Annotated in this window: 14 protein-coding genes; 8 read left to right on the top strand and 6 right to left on the bottom strand. The window is 38.8% G+C overall.

The window, feature by feature from the left end; all coding sequences use genetic code 11:
- The first annotated feature begins 244 nt into the window (after positions 1-244).
- Entirely contained in the window at positions 245-1,486 is a 1,242-nt protein-coding gene (gene metK / locus FJR06_RS11420; protein ID WP_015080190.1) for a methionine adenosyltransferase, read from the top strand.
- A gap of 260 nt (positions 1,487-1,746) precedes the next feature.
- Here metK and FJR06_RS11415 read toward each other — a convergent pair whose 3' ends face one another.
- Complete coding sequence (locus tag FJR06_RS11415) at positions 1,747-2,205, bottom strand: pentapeptide repeat-containing protein (protein ID WP_015080189.1); 459 nt, start codon at positions 2,203-2,205, stop codon at positions 1,747-1,749.
- A gap of 225 nt (positions 2,206-2,430) precedes the next feature.
- Here FJR06_RS11415 and FJR06_RS11410 point away from each other — a divergent pair, with 225 nt between their 5' ends.
- Positions 2,431-3,441, top strand: a complete 1,011-nt coding sequence (locus FJR06_RS11410) for an adenosine deaminase (RefSeq protein ID WP_015080188.1) — start codon at positions 2,431-2,433, stop codon at positions 3,439-3,441.
- A 310-nt stretch (positions 3,442-3,751) separates the two neighbouring features.
- Here FJR06_RS11410 and FJR06_RS11405 read toward each other — a convergent pair whose 3' ends face one another.
- Positions 3,752-4,087 (bottom strand): rhodanese-like domain-containing protein, encoded by a 336-nt coding sequence (locus FJR06_RS11405; RefSeq protein WP_015080187.1) that lies wholly within the window; start codon positions 4,085-4,087, stop codon positions 3,752-3,754.
- Positions 4,088-4,265: 178 nt separating this feature from the next.
- Between FJR06_RS11405 and mutL the strand changes: the two genes are divergently transcribed.
- Positions 4,266-5,933 (top strand): DNA mismatch repair endonuclease MutL, encoded by a 1,668-nt coding sequence (gene mutL, locus FJR06_RS11400; RefSeq protein ID WP_148760179.1) that lies wholly within the window; start codon positions 4,266-4,268, stop codon positions 5,931-5,933.
- 204 nt (positions 5,934-6,137) lie between these two features.
- Here the strand turns inward: mutL and FJR06_RS11395 are convergent, their stop codons facing one another.
- The gene (locus FJR06_RS11395) at positions 6,138-8,417 is read right to left on the bottom strand and encodes an ATP-dependent helicase (protein ID WP_168651455.1); all 2,280 of its coding nucleotides are present in this window, start codon (positions 8,415-8,417) and stop codon (positions 6,138-6,140) included.
- A gap of 169 nt (positions 8,418-8,586) precedes the next feature.
- Between FJR06_RS11395 and FJR06_RS11390 the strand changes: the two genes are divergently transcribed.
- The 3 genes from FJR06_RS11390 to FJR06_RS11380 all read left to right on the top strand — a co-directional run bounded on the left by FJR06_RS11390 (position 8,587) and on the right by FJR06_RS11380 (position 12,894).
- Entirely contained in the window at positions 8,587-9,309 is a 723-nt protein-coding gene (locus FJR06_RS11390) for a Uma2 family endonuclease (protein WP_168651454.1), read from the top strand.
- A gap of 226 nt (positions 9,310-9,535) precedes the next feature.
- Positions 9,536-11,311 carry a WD40 repeat domain-containing protein gene (locus tag FJR06_RS11385; RefSeq protein ID WP_168651453.1) on the top strand — a complete coding sequence of 592 codons (1,776 nt, stop codon included), beginning with the start codon at positions 9,536-9,538 and terminating at the stop codon, positions 11,309-11,311.
- 116 nt (positions 11,312-11,427) lie between these two features.
- Positions 11,428-12,894, top strand: coding sequence for a hypothetical protein (locus tag FJR06_RS11380; protein WP_168651452.1), 1,467 nt, complete (start codon positions 11,428-11,430; stop codon positions 12,892-12,894).
- 619 nt (positions 12,895-13,513) lie between these two features.
- On the opposite strand, the gene FJR06_RS11375 is transcribed toward FJR06_RS11380, so the two are convergent.
- A complete protein-coding gene (locus FJR06_RS11375) occupies positions 13,514-14,599 on the bottom strand; it encodes a RuBisCO accumulation factor 1 (protein WP_015080180.1) in 1,086 nt (361 codons plus the stop codon).
- Positions 14,600-14,801: 202 nt separating this feature from the next.
- Here FJR06_RS11375 and ubiE point away from each other — a divergent pair, with 202 nt between their 5' ends.
- Complete coding sequence (gene ubiE, locus FJR06_RS11370; protein ID WP_015080179.1) at positions 14,802-15,491, top strand: bifunctional demethylmenaquinone methyltransferase/2-methoxy-6-polyprenyl-1,4-benzoquinol methylase UbiE; 690 nt, start codon at positions 14,802-14,804, stop codon at positions 15,489-15,491.
- 54 nt (positions 15,492-15,545) lie between these two features.
- A complete protein-coding gene (locus tag FJR06_RS11365) occupies positions 15,546-16,784 on the top strand; it encodes a DUF445 family protein (protein WP_168651458.1) in 1,239 nt (412 codons plus the stop codon).
- On the opposite strand, the gene FJR06_RS11360 is transcribed toward FJR06_RS11365, so the two are convergent.
- Together FJR06_RS11360 and FJR06_RS11355 are read right to left on the bottom strand one after the other, a co-directional pair.
- A complete protein-coding gene (locus tag FJR06_RS11360) occupies positions 16,761-16,913 on the bottom strand; it encodes a hypothetical protein (RefSeq protein WP_168651451.1) in 153 nt (50 codons plus the stop codon). The two genes, FJR06_RS11365 and FJR06_RS11360, sit on opposite strands and share 24 nt — an antisense overlap.
- 105 nt (positions 16,914-17,018) lie before the next feature.
- Positions 17,019-18,731 carry a diflavin flavoprotein gene (locus FJR06_RS11355; RefSeq protein ID WP_015080177.1) on the bottom strand — a complete coding sequence of 571 codons (1,713 nt, stop codon included), beginning with the start codon at positions 18,729-18,731 and terminating at the stop codon, positions 17,019-17,021.
- Positions 18,732-18,783 lie beyond the last annotated feature (52 nt).

Raw genomic sequence — 18,783 nt, 5'->3', positions numbered from 1 at the left:
GAGGTTTGGAGAGGGGTCTGTTTACACATTAAAAACTTTTAAAACATCCTCTTAGAACTTGAACAACAAGATCCCCGACTTCTTTGAGAAGTCGGGGATCTGAGTGCCTCTTGTTATACATACAAGCCTTTAGACACTGGGATAAAAGATACTTATTGCAAAAACTGTAATTATTGTTATGATTTCAGAAATTAGTAACTAATGTATTTCATTAGTGAAAAGAATCTATCAGGAGGAAATTCCTTTGTCTCGACGCTATTTATTTACTTCCGAGTCAGTTACAGAAGGTCATCCAGATAAAATTTGTGATCAAATCTCGGATACCATCATTGACGCGCTATTAGCAGAAGACCCTAATAGCCGTGTAGCAGCAGAAGTTGTAGTCAATACTGGTTTGGTGCTAATTACTGGAGAAATTACCACTAAAGCTCATGTCAATTATGTCCATCTTGCCCGTAAAAAAATTGCGGAAATTGGCTATACTGACGCTGGTAACGGCTTTTCTGCGGATAGCGCTAGTGTTCTAATTGCCTTGGATGAACAGTCAGCGGATATTGCTCAAGGTGTAAATACTGCTAAAGAAGCCAGAACCGAGGATAGTGAAGAACTATTCGACAAAATCGGCGCTGGTGATCAAGGGATAATGTTTGGTTTTGCTTGTAACGAAACCCCAGAACTGATGCCTTTACCCATCAGTTTAGCACACCGCATTGCCCGGAGATTGGCAGGAGTTCGCAAAGCTGGTATTCTCCCTTACCTGCGTCCTGATGGTAAAACCCAAGTTACCATTGTTTATGAAGATGGCAAACCTGTAGGCATTGACACCATCTTAATTTCTACCCAACATACAGCTACCATTGGGGATATTACCGATGATGCTGGGGTACAGGCTAAGATTAAGGCTGACCTGTGGACAGAAGTAGTAGAACCTATATTTGGTGATATTGCTATCAAACCAAGTGAGGAAACCAAGTTTTTGGTTAACCCCACTGGGAAGTTTGTCATTGGTGGACCCCAAGGAGATTCCGGTTTAACAGGACGGAAAATCATTGTTGATACCTACGGTGGTTATTCTCGACATGGTGGTGGTGCATTCTCCGGTAAAGACCCCACGAAAGTAGATCGTTCTGCGGCTTATGCGGCTCGTTATGCAGCTAAAAATATTGTTGCGGCTGGGTTAGCAGAAAAATGTGAAGTGCAGCTAAGTTACGCCATTGGTGTAGCGCGTCCTGTCAGTATCTTTGTTGATACTTTCGGTACAGGTAAAGTGGATGATGAAATTCTGTTGAACTTAGTCAAAGAAAACTTTGAACTCCGTCCAGCGGGAATTATCCATGTGTTCAATTTACGTAACTTACCAAGTGAAAGAGGCGGACGTTTTTATCAGGACGTTGCGGCTTATGGTCATTTAGGAAGAACTGATTTGGATTTACCTTGGGAACACACTGATAAAGTGGATGTATTAAAGAAAGCGGCGTTTGCTTAATCAGTTAGTTTGATAACAAGATTTACTTTGAGGTTATAGACAATTTAATTATCTATAGCCTCTTTTTTGAGAATAGCCCGCCTAGAGTTTTAACGCCCACCAGCCAGGGAATAAATTCCCTGTCTAAAAGCTGAAGTCGGTTTAAACCGACTATTTTAGCATAAATAGGATAATTTTTTTATTTTGAATTAAATAGAGTGCGTTTTAACGCACTTTAGCTTTTAGCCCGGAACTTAAGTTCCGGGCAGGCAGGTTTGTTATTAATCCCAATCAGGGAACATAGCTCCATCTTCGCCACCAATACCAATCCCTGTGTTATATATGCCAGCATCGGTAATGTTAAGATTGTCCATTGATGCTTGATAGACGTTGGAATCATTGACTGTGGCGCGGGTAAGATTTGCGCCGTTTAAATTGGCTTTTTTCAAATTGACGTTGGTAACAAAGGCTGATGTTAAGTTAGCACCTGCTAAGTTTGCTCCGGTCAAGTCAGCACCTTCTAAGTTAGCATTTGTAAGGTTAGCACCCTGAAGATTTGCGCCTCGCAAGTCTGCACCAATTAGATGAGTGCCACTGAGGTTGAGTCCTGATAGATTACACTGGATACATTCTCTAGTTGACAAAAGTTTCTGTAAATCTTTTTGGCTTCCAGCTTGAACTGAATTAGCTAGAAACAGGGGAGTTATCAAGGCCATAGCGGCTAATAGTTGAAGTTTCATACAATTTCCCCCTCTCACAATATAGTTATGTCTGTTCTTGTCCTCACGAACTCATTATCTCACTAATTGGCGAAAAAATGTTGATTTAAACTACAAGCTTGATATTTCTTTTTATAAATCAGCAATTGGGAATAGACAAGTGGTAAACTTTGTCAATTCGTAAGTCCTAGTTTTTTATAGTGGTTTTTGTTAAGATTGATGAAATTTTTCTGGTGAAATACCACTATGGCTTTATATGCAGAATTACATCGGCATTTAGGTGGTTCCGTTGTCCCTCGTGTCCTATGGCGATATTTCCAGCGTCATAATACTGAGTTGATTTCTCGCTTTGGTGAATATGCAGAGTTTGAAGATTTTTATACTCGTCCTCGTAATACTTTGGATGAATATCTAGAATTGCATACCCTTGTGGAAAGTGTGCAAACGGTGGAGACTTTACCTTACTTCATTTACCGCTTATTACGCGGTGCATATATTTTTGAGAATTTGGCTTATTTGGAATTACGCTATACTCCCTATTTGCGAACTCCTGAACATTTAAGTCAAGGTGAAAGAATTGATAAGATGGCGGAGATTGTAGATGTTGTGGGTAAATCTAGTCATGTACCCGAATATCCCATTGTTACTAGTCAAATTCTTTGTATGCACTCCCGTTTATCTTTTGAGGTAAATAAGGCAATTATTGATTTGGCGGCGCAAAATAGAGAATATGTCTGTGCGGTAGATATGGCTGGTGGCGATCGCTATTATGCCCAAAGAATGGCAGAATGGATCAGTTTATATAATTACGCCCATTCACTGGGTATTAACACCACGGGGCATCTTTATGAAACTAAGGATGGTTGTTATCCCGAATTGTTACCCTATTTAATGCGAATTGGTCACGGTATCCAAATTCCGCTTTTATATCCTGAATTGCTGCCAGAAATTGCCAGAAGAGGACAATGTTTAGAAGTTTGTCCGACAACTTACTTGAAAACAGGAACTTTACAGGATATTCGCCAACTCAAGTTAGTTTTTGACCGCTGTTTTGCAGCGGGAGTTGATATCGCTATTTGTACGGATAATGCGGGATTACATAATATGCGTCTCCCGTTTGAATATGAAAATCTTTTGACTTACGACATTATTAATTTTCAACAATTACAAGCTTGTCAAGATGCAGCTTTCCGCCATGCTTTTGCTTGGCCTCACAGTCAACGTCCAGCATCTTTGTTAACTGGGTTGTTGAAGTAGGGAACAGGGGAGTTGGGGGAGTTGGGGAGTTGGGGAGTTGGGGAGTTGGGGAGTTGGGGAGTTGGGGAGTTGGGGGAGTTGGGGGAGTTGGGGAGTTGGGGGAGGCAAGATTCTTTTATCCGCTACCTCCGCTACCTCCGCTACTTCCCCTACCTCCCCTACCTCCCCTACCTCCGCTACCTCCCCTACCTCCCCTACCTCCGCTACTTCCCCTACCTCCCCTACCTCCGCTACCTCCGCTACTTCCCCTACCTCCCCTACCTCCCCAACTCCCCCTACCTCCCCTACCTCCCCAACTCCCCCTACTCCTTTAACCCTCTACGCCTTCTGTAGCGCCACCAATGGATTTCCAGGCTGATAAGCCACCGCCCAGTTCAGCTACTGTGGTAAAACCGAGGAATTGTAAGGTTCTCACAGCTTGGGCTGATTGGCTGTCATTTTCGCCATAAACATAGATTTGGCGTTCTCTGTAGAGGGATATTTGGGCGCGAGATTCTAAGTCATTGAGGGGGATAGAAATCGCTCCTGTGATGCGGCTATGATTGTATGTTGAGCGATCGCGCACATCAATAATTGTAAAAGCAGGTTGACCCCATTGAAGACTTGTCTTTAAGTCATTAACATCAGCAACTAAATCAATACTCATAAGTTTTTTCTGCGGCTAATATCATCAGAAATCTACCAAATATCTCTTCTTAATGCGGATTTCTTTAGAATGACAGCAGATTCTAAAAATTAATCTTTTGTAATCATAATATTGTAAGCTAATGTTCTCTAGATGCAAAAAATACTTAATTTTTAATTTTTAATTGTTAATTCCTCCTATGGTATCTACTATTCAAGCTTTACCAACAGAAGTTGTATATTTAATTACGGCAGGAGAAGTAATTGATTCTTTGGTAGCTGTTGTCAGGGAGTTGGTGGAAAATTCTCTTGATGCTGGGGCAACGCGCATTGTTGTTTCTTTATGGCCGCAACTGTGGCGAGTTCGGGTGGCTGATAATGGTCATGGGATGAATTTGGATGATTTGCAACAAGCCGCAACTGCACATAGTACCAGTAAGATTCATTCTAGTGCAGACTTATGGAAGATTAACAGTTTGGGGTTTCGGGGTGAGGCTTTACATAGTTTAACAACTCTGGCAAATTTAGAAGTTTTAAGTCGTCCTTTAGGGGGAAGTGAAGGCTGGCGAATTAATTACAATAATGAAGGAGAAGTAACAGAAGTAGACTTTGCGGCGATCGCTCCTGGTACTGTCGTAACAGTTAATAATTTATTTGCTAATTGTGAAAACCGTCGTCAAGGTTTACCTCCGACAAATCAGCAATTAAAAGCTGTACAAGGGATAATTCAACAAATAGCTTTATGTCATCCTCATGTTAATTATCAAGTTTGGCAAAATGATAAAGAATGGTTTACGATTTGTCCCGCATTAACTGTGGGAAAACTAATTCCCCAGATTCTCACCCAAGTCCGACAAGATGATTTACATGAGGTAAATTTAGAAATCCCCAATCGGGAAAATTGGTCTTTGCATTTAGTGATAGGATTACCCGATAGATGTCATCGTCATCGTCCTGATTGGGTGAAAGTGGCAATTAATGGCAGAATAATTAAATCACCGGAATTAGAACAGACAATATTTTCAGCTTTTCATAAAACATTACCACGCGATCGCTATCCTGTTTGTTTTTTACATTTAACTATTTCCCCTGAACAAATTAACTGGAATCGTAACCCTGCGAAAACAGAAATTTATCTGAATGAACTACCTTTTTGGCAAGAACAAATTACTGAAGCCATTAATAAATCATTGCGGATTTCGGAAACTAATATAAAAGAATCTGTTCACACAACCAGAGTTAGTAATTTATTAAAAGTAGCAGAATCTAAAGGTGAATATAATTTCAATTCTCAAAGTTCTCAAAATTTCCAAAGTAATGAAAATCAAAATTATTTAAAAGCTATTGCTCAAGTCAGTAATACTTATATTGTGGCTGAACATTCTGGAGGAATGTGGCTAGTAGAACAACATATAGCCCATGAACGAGTATTATATGAACAATTATGTGATAATTGGCAATTAGTCCCTGTGGAAACTCCCATTATTATTTATCAATTATCACCAGCGCAGGTTTCCCAATTACAACGGATTGGTTTAGATATTGAACCTTTTGGTGATAAACTTTGGGCAGTGCGAAACATCCCTAATATGTTAAAACAACGAGAAGATGCTGCTGATGCCATTTTAGAATTAAGTTGGGGAGGAGATCTACAAACTGCTCAAGTTGCTGTTGCTTGTCGGAGTGCAATTCGCAATGGTACAAAAATGAGTTTACCAGAAATGCAGACCTTATTAGATAATTGGCAACAAACCCGCAACCCGCGGACCTGTCCTCATGGTAGACCAATTTATTTATCTTTAGAAGAATCGGCATTAGCGCGGTTTTTTCGCCGGAATTGGGTAATTGGGAAAAGTCATGGGATTTGAAGCTTATAGAGACATCCGGTAAGCGTAAAACTCAGTGTCTTTAGCAATACCTTGTCCATTTCCTGTAGGTTGGGTTAAGCGACAGCGCAACCCAACGCATTTGTTGGGTTTCATGCTTCAACCCAACCTACAAATCAAGGCTTTTTCCAATTTGGAGAAGGTATTGTTTAGACCTGAGAGTGTCAATTTAGTCCCGTCCCAATTTCAGCGCGGAAATTGCCGTTTTAAAGCTGCAAAAACTGGACAAGGGGCTGATGTTTGTAAATTCTCCGGTTTACTCCAGGTAAAGGGGGCTTTTTGAGCCGCAGACATCCATAAAAGTTTTTTGGCTCTAGTCATGGCAACATAAAGTAAGCGATATTCTTCGGCGATTTTCAGGTATTTTGATTCTTCCCAAGCTTGAGGAATATCAGGTATAGGTTTTTTGTGAAGTCCCGCACGAATTTGGGCGCGGACGACTTCTGATAAAGTAAAATCACCTAAAAATTGTCCTTGGGGGGGAATCCAAAATCTGCCAGGAATTAAATTTTCATGAAGAAAAGGCAAAAATACATAATCCCAGTCTAGCCCTTTGGCTTTGTGCATGGTAATAATTGTTAATTGCCCTGCTTTAGTATATTGTGCTTCCACATTTTCTGGTTCTACAGATTCAAATCTTTCGGAACTGACAATTTCACTTAAAGCTAATATCATTGCCCCCATAGAACTATTCCCAAAAATTTGCAAATTTACCCGTTCTGCAAGTTTATCAGCAGTAGCTAATTCGGCTTGATCATATTTTAAAGTTAAGGCAAAAAAAGAAATTATTTGATAAAATGGTAGTTCTAAATAAGCCCTAAGTAAACTTCGACAAAGATGAGCTGCTTTTTGCACTATTTTTATTTGGGGTGCGCTTAAAAGACTTGGATATAAAAATTCTTCAGGTAGACTAGCTAGAGTGTTAATATCTTGAGTCGGAATTAATTGCCGTTCGACGAGAACATCTAAAGTAGCTTTGAGATAATCGGGAGAATGGGGACGCTCACAAAACTGCAATAATGATAAAATCTCTTGAGGAACATGAGAACGGCGTTCTTTTTCTCCCACATCATAAAGTTTAATTTTATGTTCTTTGCATATTGGTTCTAAAGCCGCAGCTAACCATCTTCCTTGACGATTTTCTCGCACTAATATCGCTGCACAAGCTTGGGGATTTTCTGTAAATAGTTCAATTGCTCTTTGGGAAAGTAATTCAACTGTATGATGAATATCTCTAGGAGTATAAAGTTCCAAACCTTGTCCCACAGGTTCAGGATTGCCATTTTCTTGATTAACTGGTTGAATTTTCTGAATTCTAAATGGTGGTTGTCTATGATTAGTTTTGACAAAATCCTGATTATTTACCCATTCTAAAGCAAAGTTAGCCGCATCAATAATTATTTGTGTACTACGACCAGCTTGATCCATTTCTGCCAGTCTATCTTGAGTTTGACAATCTTCACAAAATTCTCGAAAATAAATAGGGTCAGCAGGTGTAAAAGTGGAATTAATCGCTTGATTAGGATCACCAACTCTAATTAAATTTAAGGCTGATTTATCTAAGTTATCTCCAAATTCTTGACTAGCGAGTATTTCTAATAAATCTGTTTGTAGGGGACTAGAATCTTGAGCTTCATCTTCAAAAACAGCAAAAACTTTATTTTGTTCAATTCGGCAGGTACTAGGATTTTTTAAAACTTTTAAAGCCCCTAAAATCATATCATCGTAATCAATGAAATCTTGCAACTGCATGATTTTTTGATATTGTGCATATAATCCGGCTGCGACTTTCAAAATTCCATATTTATCTGAAGTTTGTTCACTCCACTTGAATAAATCTGCGGGTGATATTCCTGAACTTTTCGCTTCATGAATCACCGTATAAGCTAAATCTGGTAATACTTCCGTTCTTAACACTGACTGACGACGGAGTTTTTCGGTTTCTTCTCCATCAAATTGCTGTCCTGCAAGTAAGCGCAGATAAATTTCAGGATAATTAGTAATCCATTGTTCTACGGCTGTGCGAATGAATTTATGACTTTGATTCGGTGTAATTAAGGTCGCATTTTCTAACTGTAACCCGGATAAATGAGGATGACGACTAGCGATAATTAAGGCTAAACCATGCAAAGTATAAACTGCAAATCCTGTTTGTGGTAAAGATAATTTCTTTAAATTTTCCCGAATTTTAAATTTAATATTTGCAGTTGCAGAACGGGTAAAGGTGACAACAATTAACTGTTTATAATCCTTATTGCCCGTATTTAAATAATACTCATATTGACGAGCAATAGCGATCGCTGCGGCTGCCGCCATTCCCGTTGATTTTCCCGCTCCAGGCACAGCAGACACCGCCAATGGACCTGATTGCCAATCCGCCATTTGCGTTTGTCCTGGGCGAAGCTGGGCGCGAATGAGGGCGATATTTTCTGTTAATTTAGTAAGAGGTGATTGGTCATTAGTCATTAGTTTTTATACAAGCTGTGTAATTTGATTTAAGTTAATATCCTCAATGAGAGGAATATCTACAGGGGTAGGTTTATTACATCGTACGATGCCTGCGGAGCGCTGGGCGATCGCTTTACACCTTAATTTTGCTAAAGTAGAATAAACCTCACACCAGCAGGAGGACATAATGACTTTTACAACTGATGTCCAGGAAGATCAAGACTTACGCCCTTATCCAGAAACCTCTCTTCCAGATCATACCCAACTACCAGAGTCGGACGGCACGTTTGTGAAAAATTGGCAAGAACATCCCCAAAGTATTCTCCTGACAGACTCTATTCAGCCTGTGTTGCAAAAACTTTATCCTGATAGTCAATATTTTATTGGACAGGATTTAGGTATTTATTGGCGTATTACTGAACCACCTGAGAAAGGTGCAGAAGCACCAGACTGGTTCTATGTTCCCAATGTACCACCTACCTTAAATGGTAAAACCCGACGCTCCTATGTCCTTTGGCAAGAATTTATTGCTCCATCAATTGTTTTAGAATTTGTTTCGGGGAATGGTGCAGAAGAACGAGATAAAACTCCTTGGAAAGGTAAATTTTGGATTTATGAGCAGGTAATTCGTACTCCTTTTTACGGCATTTATGAAGTGAATAAAGCCAGTATAGAAGTTTATGAATTAATTGGTGGAAAATATCAGTTATTAGCAGCAAATGAACGAGGACATTATTCAATTACACCTATGGGTGTGGAGTTGGGTTTATGGCAAGGTGAATATCAGAATGCAGAATTACCCTGGTTGCGGTGGTGGGATTTGCAAGGTAATTTGTTATTAACTGGTGAAGAAAGAGCAAATCGCTTGGCTGCACAATTACGGGCTTTGGGAATTGAACCGGAAGCGTAATATTATTTGGATTTTGGGTTAAAAATACTATTACACGTATCTTTGGATTTGGTGGGTGTGAGAAATCTGGGTTAATATGTCTTTGTTAAAGCAGCAAGATTTAACTGGCTGCTTTGGTATTTATAATTGTTGAATATTTTTCAATCCTTGACAAGTTATACTATATTTTAAAGCTTATTTATTCAAAATTACTGAGCAATACCTAACTGATAAAAAACAATTACTAATGTCAAACGAAATCCCTAATAGCAACTTCCTCACCGGAATAAAACTTCAACATACACTCTCCTGTCACAAAGAAATAAACATAATTGCATGGTCACCCGATGGCAAAATTATAGCTGCTGGCTATAACGACAAAATTATCAGACTTTGGGATGCACAGAAGGGAAAAGTAAGTCAAACACTTAAAGGACACTCAGCCGAAGTATATGGTTTAGCTTGGTCACCAAATGGACGGATGTTGGCTTCAGCTTCAGCAGATCAAACTATTAGGCTATGGGATTTAAAGACTAGTAAATTGCATCGTCTTCTTAAAGGACATTCTGGTCAAGTCTGGAGTTTAGCATGGTCACCGGATGGACAGGTACTCGCTTCGGCTGGAGATGATGAAATAGTTAGACTTTGGGATGTTTGGACTGGGAGACCTCTGCAAAAACTTAAAGATCCAAGGCTTCAGGTTAACTGTGTAGCTTGGTCAAATAATGGACAAATACTTGCTTTAGGGGGAGGTGATGGCATTCTTTGGATATGGGACGAACGAAACCAAGAACTCCGCAGAATGCAAAAAGAACACCCTGATGTCATTTACAGTACAGCATGGTCACCAAATGGACAGATACTAGCTTCGTCTGGTGATTCACCAACTCAACCCGGTGACTTCACAATCAAAATCTGGAATTGGGAAACAGGAGAACAAATCAAAGTTCTTAAAGGTCATACAAAAGCAATATACTCTGTTTCTTTCTCAGCAGATGGTCGTCTTTTTGCATCTCTGTCTGGAGATGGTAGCATTCGGGTTTGGCATTCTGACACATGGGATCTAGTAGCAGTTATTAAAGAAGATGGAAGTGCAATTTCTGGTCTAGCATTTCATCCGCAAAAGTCTGTACTAGCTTCAGTTTGTGAACAAAATATGGCTATTCGTGTCTGGGATATAGAAGTTGATTTTCTTTTAGGTAAAATCCAAAATCAAAATGATAATAGTGCAAAAGAACTTGGCATTACTGACAAAATAGAATTATCTTATGAATCTCAGATAACCTCAGATTTACATCATGATATACAAGAGAAAAAAGACTTTATTTCTGATGTTAATTACCCCAACATTTTGAATAAAGATGATAAAATCTTAATCTTTACTTCAGATTTATCTCATCCTCAAGAAGTATTATCATCTCTAACGATAGAAAAAGCTTGTACTAATGAAAGTATAAACCCAATCAATGAAAATGAGACTATTCAGGATAATCACTCAGCTAAATTACTAGAAAATTTACTGCAAATTCCACCAGGAAGAGAACATTGGCGGCAATATGAAGATATTTGTATTAAAATCCTCAATTATGCATTTATTCCTCCCTTGCTTTTGCCAAAAATTCAATTCAAATCAGAAGATGGACTTGATAGGTTAGATGCTATCTATCCTATATCAAGTGGTGATCCAATTTGGGGTAGAATACAAATTCAATTTAAGACTAGGTATGTTGTAACAGAATTTAAAAATTATGTAAATCCTCCTGATCAAAAAGCTGTAGAGTCACTATCTCAATATTTATATATTCCTGGGTTACGTTCATTTGGTATTCTATGTAGTCGAAAAAAAGCAAGTGATTCAGCCTTAAAAGCAAGACGTAGAGCTTGGCTTGATGCTAATAAGTTAATAGTTATGCTGTGCGATCAGGATATGCAAGAAATATTAAGTCTTAAAGCTAATGATCAGAATCCAGCACAAGTAATTGACAGTCAAATTGATGATTTTTTCATGCATCTATGTCCATAAATTAAGTACAAGCTGACTAACATTAAAAAATCGCTTTACTATCCATAGTATTTAGGATTGCCCTAGGATAATTTAACGCAAAAATATCAAAGGACGTATAATAACTTTATTATTTTTTGAAATACGTCAAAATGCTTCCTCAAGATAAAAATTTAATTCTCAAAGAAAAAGTCAAACTGTACAACAACATTGCCAAGATAAACGATTGTGAAGGTCGTCTATTAGCAGAACTTGAAATATACCCCACACCGCGCATTACTTGGGAGTTTGAGATGCTTGGTAATGTTCAGTGCAATGTTCCACGTTCCGCAGTTTTCCAGTCAGATCCCTTAAATCCTTTAAAGGGATATTATTTTTCCATAGACAAGCCATTTTATAGCGGCGATTATTCTACAGTTATTGGTGTAAGAGCGATGAGAGGTTCTACTGCTCAGGCGTTTTATGGTGATATTGACAAGACAGCTAATATATTTACATTTTATTTACCTAATACTCGCTTTCAACGTATGAGTAATGGACAAAATGTGTTAACTACACAGACAACAGAAACAGCAACTGGTAAACAAGTAGAATTGAAAACAGGAGGAAAATGTATAGACTTACCTATAGATGATACTTGGAATATCAGCTTGGAAATACGAAATGAAGCCCTTGAATGGCTCAAGCCAGAAAATCGCAATATAGGTACACGGATAACCACAGTTGGTCAGCTTTATCAACCAAAATATAAAGCGACAGAGCCTGAGACTTTCTCTGAGCTTCAAACCATTACACTCAAAGATACTTTAGATCGCCTCAAAAACCTCAATTGGGTTCTGTCTTATGCAAATGGGGGATATTTAGGATCTCTTTATGTTCAGGGTGAACAATATACTCAAGATATATTCCATCATGTTATTACGTCTTGTGCCGTCGCTCAGGCATCTCAGACTACTCCTTTAGAGCAATTAGGTTATTCATGGATCACATCAAACAGTGACCTGACGGGTTATTTAAAGTGTTTTTCTACTTTTGAACGCATGATCCAAAACACATTTTGGAATGATACCTTTGACTTTGTGTTAAATCAGTATTTCCAAGCAACACGACCAATGACATGGGAAATAAGAGCTAGTGCTGCTGGTGCTGCTCTTGAGCGGTTAAGTTATACCATTCTTGTAGAGGAAGAAACTGATGCGACTAAACAAGCTAAGTGCAAATTACTCTTTGCTATCAGGAAAAATAAAGAGGTTGAAACAGAATATAAAGAATATTGTAAGTCCTCTAAATATCAAAAAGAAGACGAGAAATATTTAAGCATGACTGGAATTAGATTGAGTCTTTTACTTGAACGAATAGGACTAATTAATGATATCAATCCTGACAAAATACAATCTTTTCTTGATGTCCGAAATGATGCTGTTCATCCCAGAGTAGGCACTATGACAGATGAACAGCGTTGGCCTTTAATTAAACAAGCTATTCAATGGATAGATGAAGTTTTATTATGGCGGCTTGGTTATAGTGGAGAATATCTTGATCGCACACAGGGAATATCTATAAATTCACGTTATGACCTGAGTTTACGTGATCCAAATTGGTAATTTAGATCATGTAAACTCAAAACGGCTTAATTATTCGACTCTATAGGTAGGGGTTTAGCAATGCTTAGTGGTGTCAACTTAGGCTACAAATAGCTTATTTGTTTAGCTTCCAAACCCGCCCGGAACTTAAGTTCCGGTCTAATAGCCAAAGTAAACTAAAGTTTACTAAAGAATTTAAAAATTTTTATGGTTATTTAGTCATCAAAAGACAACTTTTGCTATCAGACTGGGAATTCATTCCCAGTTGGGTTGTCGGGTTTTCGTTAAGTTGACACCTATGAAGCTCTTGCTTTACCCCTATAAATCTAGGTTTTTGATAATCTCGCAAAAGTCCATATTCCAACCGTGTTTAGTATATCTTGACTTTAAGGAAGTTGGGGTGAAATTGCAAAGATTTGAAAATGCGATCGCTAATTTCCCCGTCTCACAAATAGTAACCACCCCACGAAAAAACTGAAAATCACATCCTGTAAATCCTGATTCTGACAAATTAGATCATTAAACAATAACATCAGTAACAATTAACAACACGCCAGGGAATAAATTCCCTGTCTCATAGCTCAAGTCCGTTAAAACGGACTAAGAAACTTTGCAATTATTTAGTCATCTTGAGATGACTTTACTCGTCAATTTGCCAAGCATCTTTGGTATATTCTTCATCCAATACTTTCTTAGGACGAACCAAAACAATCATTTTTCCTAACAAGGGAATTGCTGGTGCAGTTTCAAACCATTGAAAGTCAATACTATCGCCGTTTTCAAACACAAAGTAATTGGAAATATCCCATTCTCTTTGAGCGCGATCTATAACGATCATAATTGGTTCAACTTTGTTTTGATGGGGGTTGGGGAAAATATCGCTTTTACCAATGACAACTACAGGATCTTCGGCATTTAGTAGCACTTTCCAACCTGGTAAAGATACCCAAGCTTGTTCTCCGGCAAATTTAACAATGCGAAAGGGTTGAATTTCGGTAATAAATGGTACGGCTTTTAATTCCTGTGGAGTTAATGGCAATTCACCTACTACTGGTAAAATCCGGGGTAAGTCTTCATCAATTTCTAGCCGATAAAATGGCAAAATAGGCGGTGCTACTTTAGCCGTAACGCTAAAATCCATTAACAGTTGTTCTAGTTGTTTTCTGGCTGTTTCGGAGTGAGCAAAGCGTAATCCCTTGGCAATTAAGCGCGATCGCTCGGATAAGTCAGATTTTTGTTTAGCATATTTCCAGGATTGATAAGCGATCGCATCTCCTGGATGTTTACTAAAACCTTCTGGTAAACTAGGAAACCAAGAATAGTCTTTCACTGCTTTGGCTATATCCCTGACTACATCGGCATCAAGTTTGTATTGATATGTCAAATCCGCAGTCCTGGCTCGGTCTTCTTGAGTTAGTCCACGTAACTCATATAACACATCACTACTTTTGTACTGGTAATATGCTAATGTTTCTGGTGATGAGCCGCATTTTTCCAGAGAATTGTAAACCTGAGAACCAACAATCACCTGATTTTGTTGAATCTGTTCAAATCCTGTGGCTTCAAAGATATCTTGGGGATTGTAACCGTTTTTTTGCAGGTAAGCGATCGCTTGTCCCCATTCCACCCAAGTCCCCTGTTTTTGTCTCAGCTTGACTAATAATTCTGTGGCTGTCTGTGCTGTATCCTCTGCAGGATTTTGAAGATTGGGCTGTGTTTCGGTCATAATTAAAAAGTGCGTCTTTAAAGTTAATACTGTCTGATGAGTGCGAAGAAATATAAAGTTGGGAAACTATATTCTTCTATTATGTGTGTTTTAATTATGAAAATAGTCAGAAAAAATAAGTGAGATATATAAACCAAGTTCGCTGTCAACGCCTAACCCCTGAAAGTGCCAAAAAACTTAATGTTCCCTACTCCCTCAACAAATGAGTAACGAAGTCCGCGCTATATTTAATCGTATTGCTCCTGTTTATGACCAACTTAACGATCAATTAAGCTGGGGACAACACCGCCTTTGGAAAGAAATGACAGTCAAATGGAGCGCAGCTAAACCTGGTGATACTGGCTTAGATTTGTGCTGCGGTAGTGGTGATTTAACTTTTCGGTTAGCACGTCATGTAGGGGTAACAGGTCAAGTTTACGGAGTTGATTTTTCTGCCAACTTACTGAATACTGCTCAAGAGCGCTGCAAAAATTACTATCCCCTACCTCCTATTAATTGGGTAGAAGCAGATGTATTAAATTTACCTTTTGATGATAATTATTTTGATGCAGCCACTATGGGTTATGGATTAAGAAATGTTAAAGATATTCCTAGTAGTCTCCAAGAAATATACCGTGTTCTCAAACCAGGAGCTAAAGCCGCAATTTTAGACTTTCATCGTCCCCGCAATCAACAGTTCCGCGCAGTGCAACAATGGTATTTAGATAATCTTGTAGTTCCCATGGCCACTAATCTCGGCTTAAAAGACGAATATGCTTATATTAGCCCCAGTTTAGACCGCTTTCCTACTGGGAAAGAGCAAATAGAATTAGCGCATCAAGTTGGTTTTGTGGATGTCACACACTATCCCATTGCTAACGGTATGATGGGAGTATTAGTAGTAATTAGGTAATTGGTAATTGCCGATTATCTATTACCCACTACCCATTACCTAATCCAAAAGCCTGTGGATTTGTCTCGAATTTTATTGTATATCTCACCCCCAATCCTGGGTGGATTAATTGGCTATTATACCAACGACATAGCCATAAAGATGTTATTTCGTCCCTATAAAGCAGTTTATGTTTTGGGGAAAAAAGTCCCGTTTACGCCAGGTTTAATTCCTAGTAATCAGGAACGGTTAGGACAAAATATTGCTAATGCGATTATGAAATCGCTACTGACTCCAGAGGAAATGCAAAATCTGGCGCGAAGACTCCTGCAACCTGAACGACTACAAGGCGGAATTTTCTGGTTATTACGTCTGGTAGTTGATCAAGTTAAAGGTGATAAAAACCCTCGTAGCACTAAGATTTTGGCGGGAGTTTTACGTGATTTATTGGGTGAATCTTTACCACGTCTTTTGAAGGTTTTAGCGCGACAAGAAACATTTTTAGAGACGCAAATTAACCAAATATTTGATAAGGTATTATTAGAGTTTCAACTTAGTGAAGAACAATCTGTCCGGTTCGCTGATTGGTTATTAGAGATAGTTTTACCTCCCGATAGATTACGACAAGTTATTATTGATTTTTTAACAGATCGGACAATTCACACCATTGATGAGAGTTTTCGCGAAAAAACCAGTGGTACTTATTGGGTAGTGGCAAATCTGTTTGGGTTGAAGAATACTTTGACTCGGTTACGGACATTTTGTTTAGATGAAAAGGAAGCAACTAATAAAAGATTGCAAGAATTAATTAAAGATTTAAAAATGCGCGATCGCATTAAGGAATTATTACAAAATTTATCTTTGCAAAATCTTCCTGTTGGTACAGTCCGTCAACTGCGAAAAACGATTAGAGATAGTGTGCGTGAATATCTCCAAAATAGTGGTAGGGACTTGCTCAAAGAATTAACAGAATCGGCTGACTGGGAAAGAATTTCTGTTGTCTTGTTAAATCGCTTAAGTAGTTCAGCCGTTGTCAACACTTCTTTAGAAGTTGTGGCACGGGATTTAGCATTAATTTTAGAAAAGTATTTAACTCAAGATTTAGAAATTATTGTTGCTCAAGCAATTCCTATTTTATCTATAGATCAAGTGATTGTGGAACGAGTAAAAGCCACCTCACCTGCTGAATTAGAAGATGCTATTGAGGGAATTGTCAGAAATGAATTACAAGCAATTGTCACTTTAGGTGGTGTTTTAGGTTTTGTTGTCGGTTTGTTGCAAGTAGGATTTCTATTTTTGAGTCAATCTATGTAATTGAGAATTGGGAATTCCTACTAACAACTGACAACTAACAACTGACAACTGTACGGGCGAAGCATTTGGAGAACTATTTTTGGCAATGACCGATAATTTATCTTCCCAATGCTTCGCCCCTACTAACAACTGACAACTGACATTTTACTTTTACAAATTTTAAAATCTCAAAGACTACAAAAAACCGCCTTGGTAATGTTCCTAGACGGCTCTATAATTTATCGCAATTACTAATTAATAGTATGAGCCTGTTTTCCGGTGGTTAATAGCAGTCATAGCATCAGGCTTGAGTAATTTACCGTTGTCTACGGTTGCGTATATTACCCAATGATCACCGCATTCTAGCCGCTGCTGCACTAAACATTCTAGATATGCACAAGCCTCTGTTAAGATGGTACAGCCATTATCCGCTTCGGCTTTGGGGAAGTTAGCAAATCTATCTTCTCCAGGTTGGAAACTCTTGCGAAAATGCTTCATGTATTCCAGATGAACACCTTCAGGGAGGATATTCAAGACAAATTTACCACCAGGATATAATAGAGATTCAACGGCTCGATCTTTAGCGATCGCTACCGTAATTCCCGGTGGATTAAAAGTAGCTTGAGATACCCAAGCACCCATCATCCCTGTAGAAAATTCTCCTTGCTTGGCTGCAATGACACAGACAGAACCAATAATCCGGCCTACAGCTTGTTCTGTGGGGGTTGCAGCTTGTTGAGGAACACGAACTTTCTTGGCTTTTCGCAAACTTTGAGCAAAGTCTGTACCGACTTCTTCGCAATATTTGAGAGTAACTTCATCAGGTTTAAACTTGACTTTTAGGGTATCAAAACCAAAACGATAACCAGCGTCTCGGAGTTTGCATTCTACCAAGTCTAAAGCTTCACCACTCCAACCGTAAGAACCAAATACTCCCGCAGGTTTGGTATTATCACCAGTAGAGAGGACAATTCCTAAAGCGGTATGAATAGGAGTAGGTGCGTGTCCACCTATGGTGGGAGTCCCAATGATAAAACCATCTGCTTGTTCCAATGCAGTGCGGATTTCGTCAGCGGTTGCAAATTCGCAGTTCACAGATTTAACTGCAACGCCACCTTTGGTTAATCCTAAAGCCATTGCTTGTGCTAAGGTGGCAGTGTTACCATAGGCAGAGGCATAGAGAAGTGCTACAGATATTTCTCTATCTTTTTGAGAGCGACTCCACTCACTGTATAATTTTGTTAATTCGATTAAACTGGTGCGTACCAAGGGTCCATGACCAACAGCATACATTCTGACTTGGAAATCGGAAATTTTCTCCAAAGTTGACTCAACATGAGTTGCATGAGGAGCCATGAGGCAATTAAAGTAATAACGTTGGTCTTCTTTGAAAGTTTCCCAATGATCATCAAATACTTCTTCACCGCAGATATGTGCGCCAAATAGCTTATCTGTAAAGAGAATTTGGGTTTGTTGGTCATAAGTACAAAGTGCTTCTGGCCAACGAGGACTAGGAGTAGGTAAGAATTTCAAAACATGACCTTTACCTAAATCTAGGGTTTCTTTCCCCCGCATGACTAAAACTTTGATATCTTGGTCGGTGAAAGCAGCACGTAAATTATTCGCAGCGGGAAGAGAACAAACAAAGGTAATTTGTGGTGCAAATTGTAAAATTGCTTTTAAAGTTGGGACACGGTTGGGATTAAAATGTCCCAAAATCACATAATCCAACTTTTGCACATTGATTGTTTTCTGTAATGCTTCCAAATAAATTTCTGTAAATCCTTCTGCTGGAGGATCTGTAATAGCAGTTTTATCGGATTCTATTAAATAGCTATTAGAAGTAGTTCCCCGTTCTAGAGCATACTCAATTTCAAATCTTAACCGCGATTTACTCCGCGCTCTCATCACCTTTGTGTTAGTAGCAATTGGTAGGATTTGTACGTCTCTTGGTCTGGAATCGCTCATGGATGCTTGTTGGGTCGAAAAAACTTGAGAAACCCAATTTTTAGCGGATTCA

It is taken from the genome of Dolichospermum sp. UHCC 0352, from assembly GCF_009711925.1.
GTDB lineage: Bacteria > Cyanobacteriota > Cyanobacteriia > Cyanobacteriales > Nostocaceae > Dolichospermum > Dolichospermum lemmermannii.
Note: the sequence above shows the minus strand (reverse complement) of the source record. Positions and strands in the feature narration are given on the sequence as shown.

What these genes read in the sequence shown, in the direction of transcription:
- FJR06_RS11415 (WP_015080189.1), bottom strand. Translation starts at nt 2,205, where the DNA reads ATGAAACTTCAACTATTAGCCGCTATGGCCTTGATAACTCCCCTGTTT.
- FJR06_RS11410 (WP_015080188.1), top strand. Translation starts at nt 2,431, where the DNA reads ATGGCTTTATATGCAGAATTACATCGGCATTTAGGTGGTTCCGTTGTC.
- FJR06_RS11405 (WP_015080187.1), bottom strand. Translation starts at nt 4,087, where the DNA reads ATGAGTATTGATTTAGTTGCTGATGTTAATGACTTAAAGACAAGTCTT.
- mutL (WP_148760179.1), top strand. Translation starts at nt 4,266, where the DNA reads ATGGTATCTACTATTCAAGCTTTACCAACAGAAGTTGTATATTTAATT.
- FJR06_RS11395 (WP_168651455.1), bottom strand. Translation starts at nt 8,417, where the DNA reads ATGACTAATGACCAATCACCTCTTACTAAATTAACAGAAAATATCGCC.
- FJR06_RS11390 (WP_168651454.1), top strand. Translation starts at nt 8,587, where the DNA reads ATGACTTTTACAACTGATGTCCAGGAAGATCAAGACTTACGCCCTTAT.
- FJR06_RS11385 (WP_168651453.1), top strand. Translation starts at nt 9,536, where the DNA reads ATGTCAAACGAAATCCCTAATAGCAACTTCCTCACCGGAATAAAACTT.
- FJR06_RS11375 (WP_015080180.1), bottom strand. Translation starts at nt 14,599, where the DNA reads ATGACCGAAACACAGCCCAATCTTCAAAATCCTGCAGAGGATACAGCA.
- ubiE (WP_015080179.1), top strand. Translation starts at nt 14,802, where the DNA reads ATGAGTAACGAAGTCCGCGCTATATTTAATCGTATTGCTCCTGTTTAT.
- FJR06_RS11355 (WP_015080177.1), bottom strand. Translation starts at nt 18,731, where the DNA reads ATGAGCGATTCCAGACCAAGAGACGTACAAATCCTACCAATTGCTACT.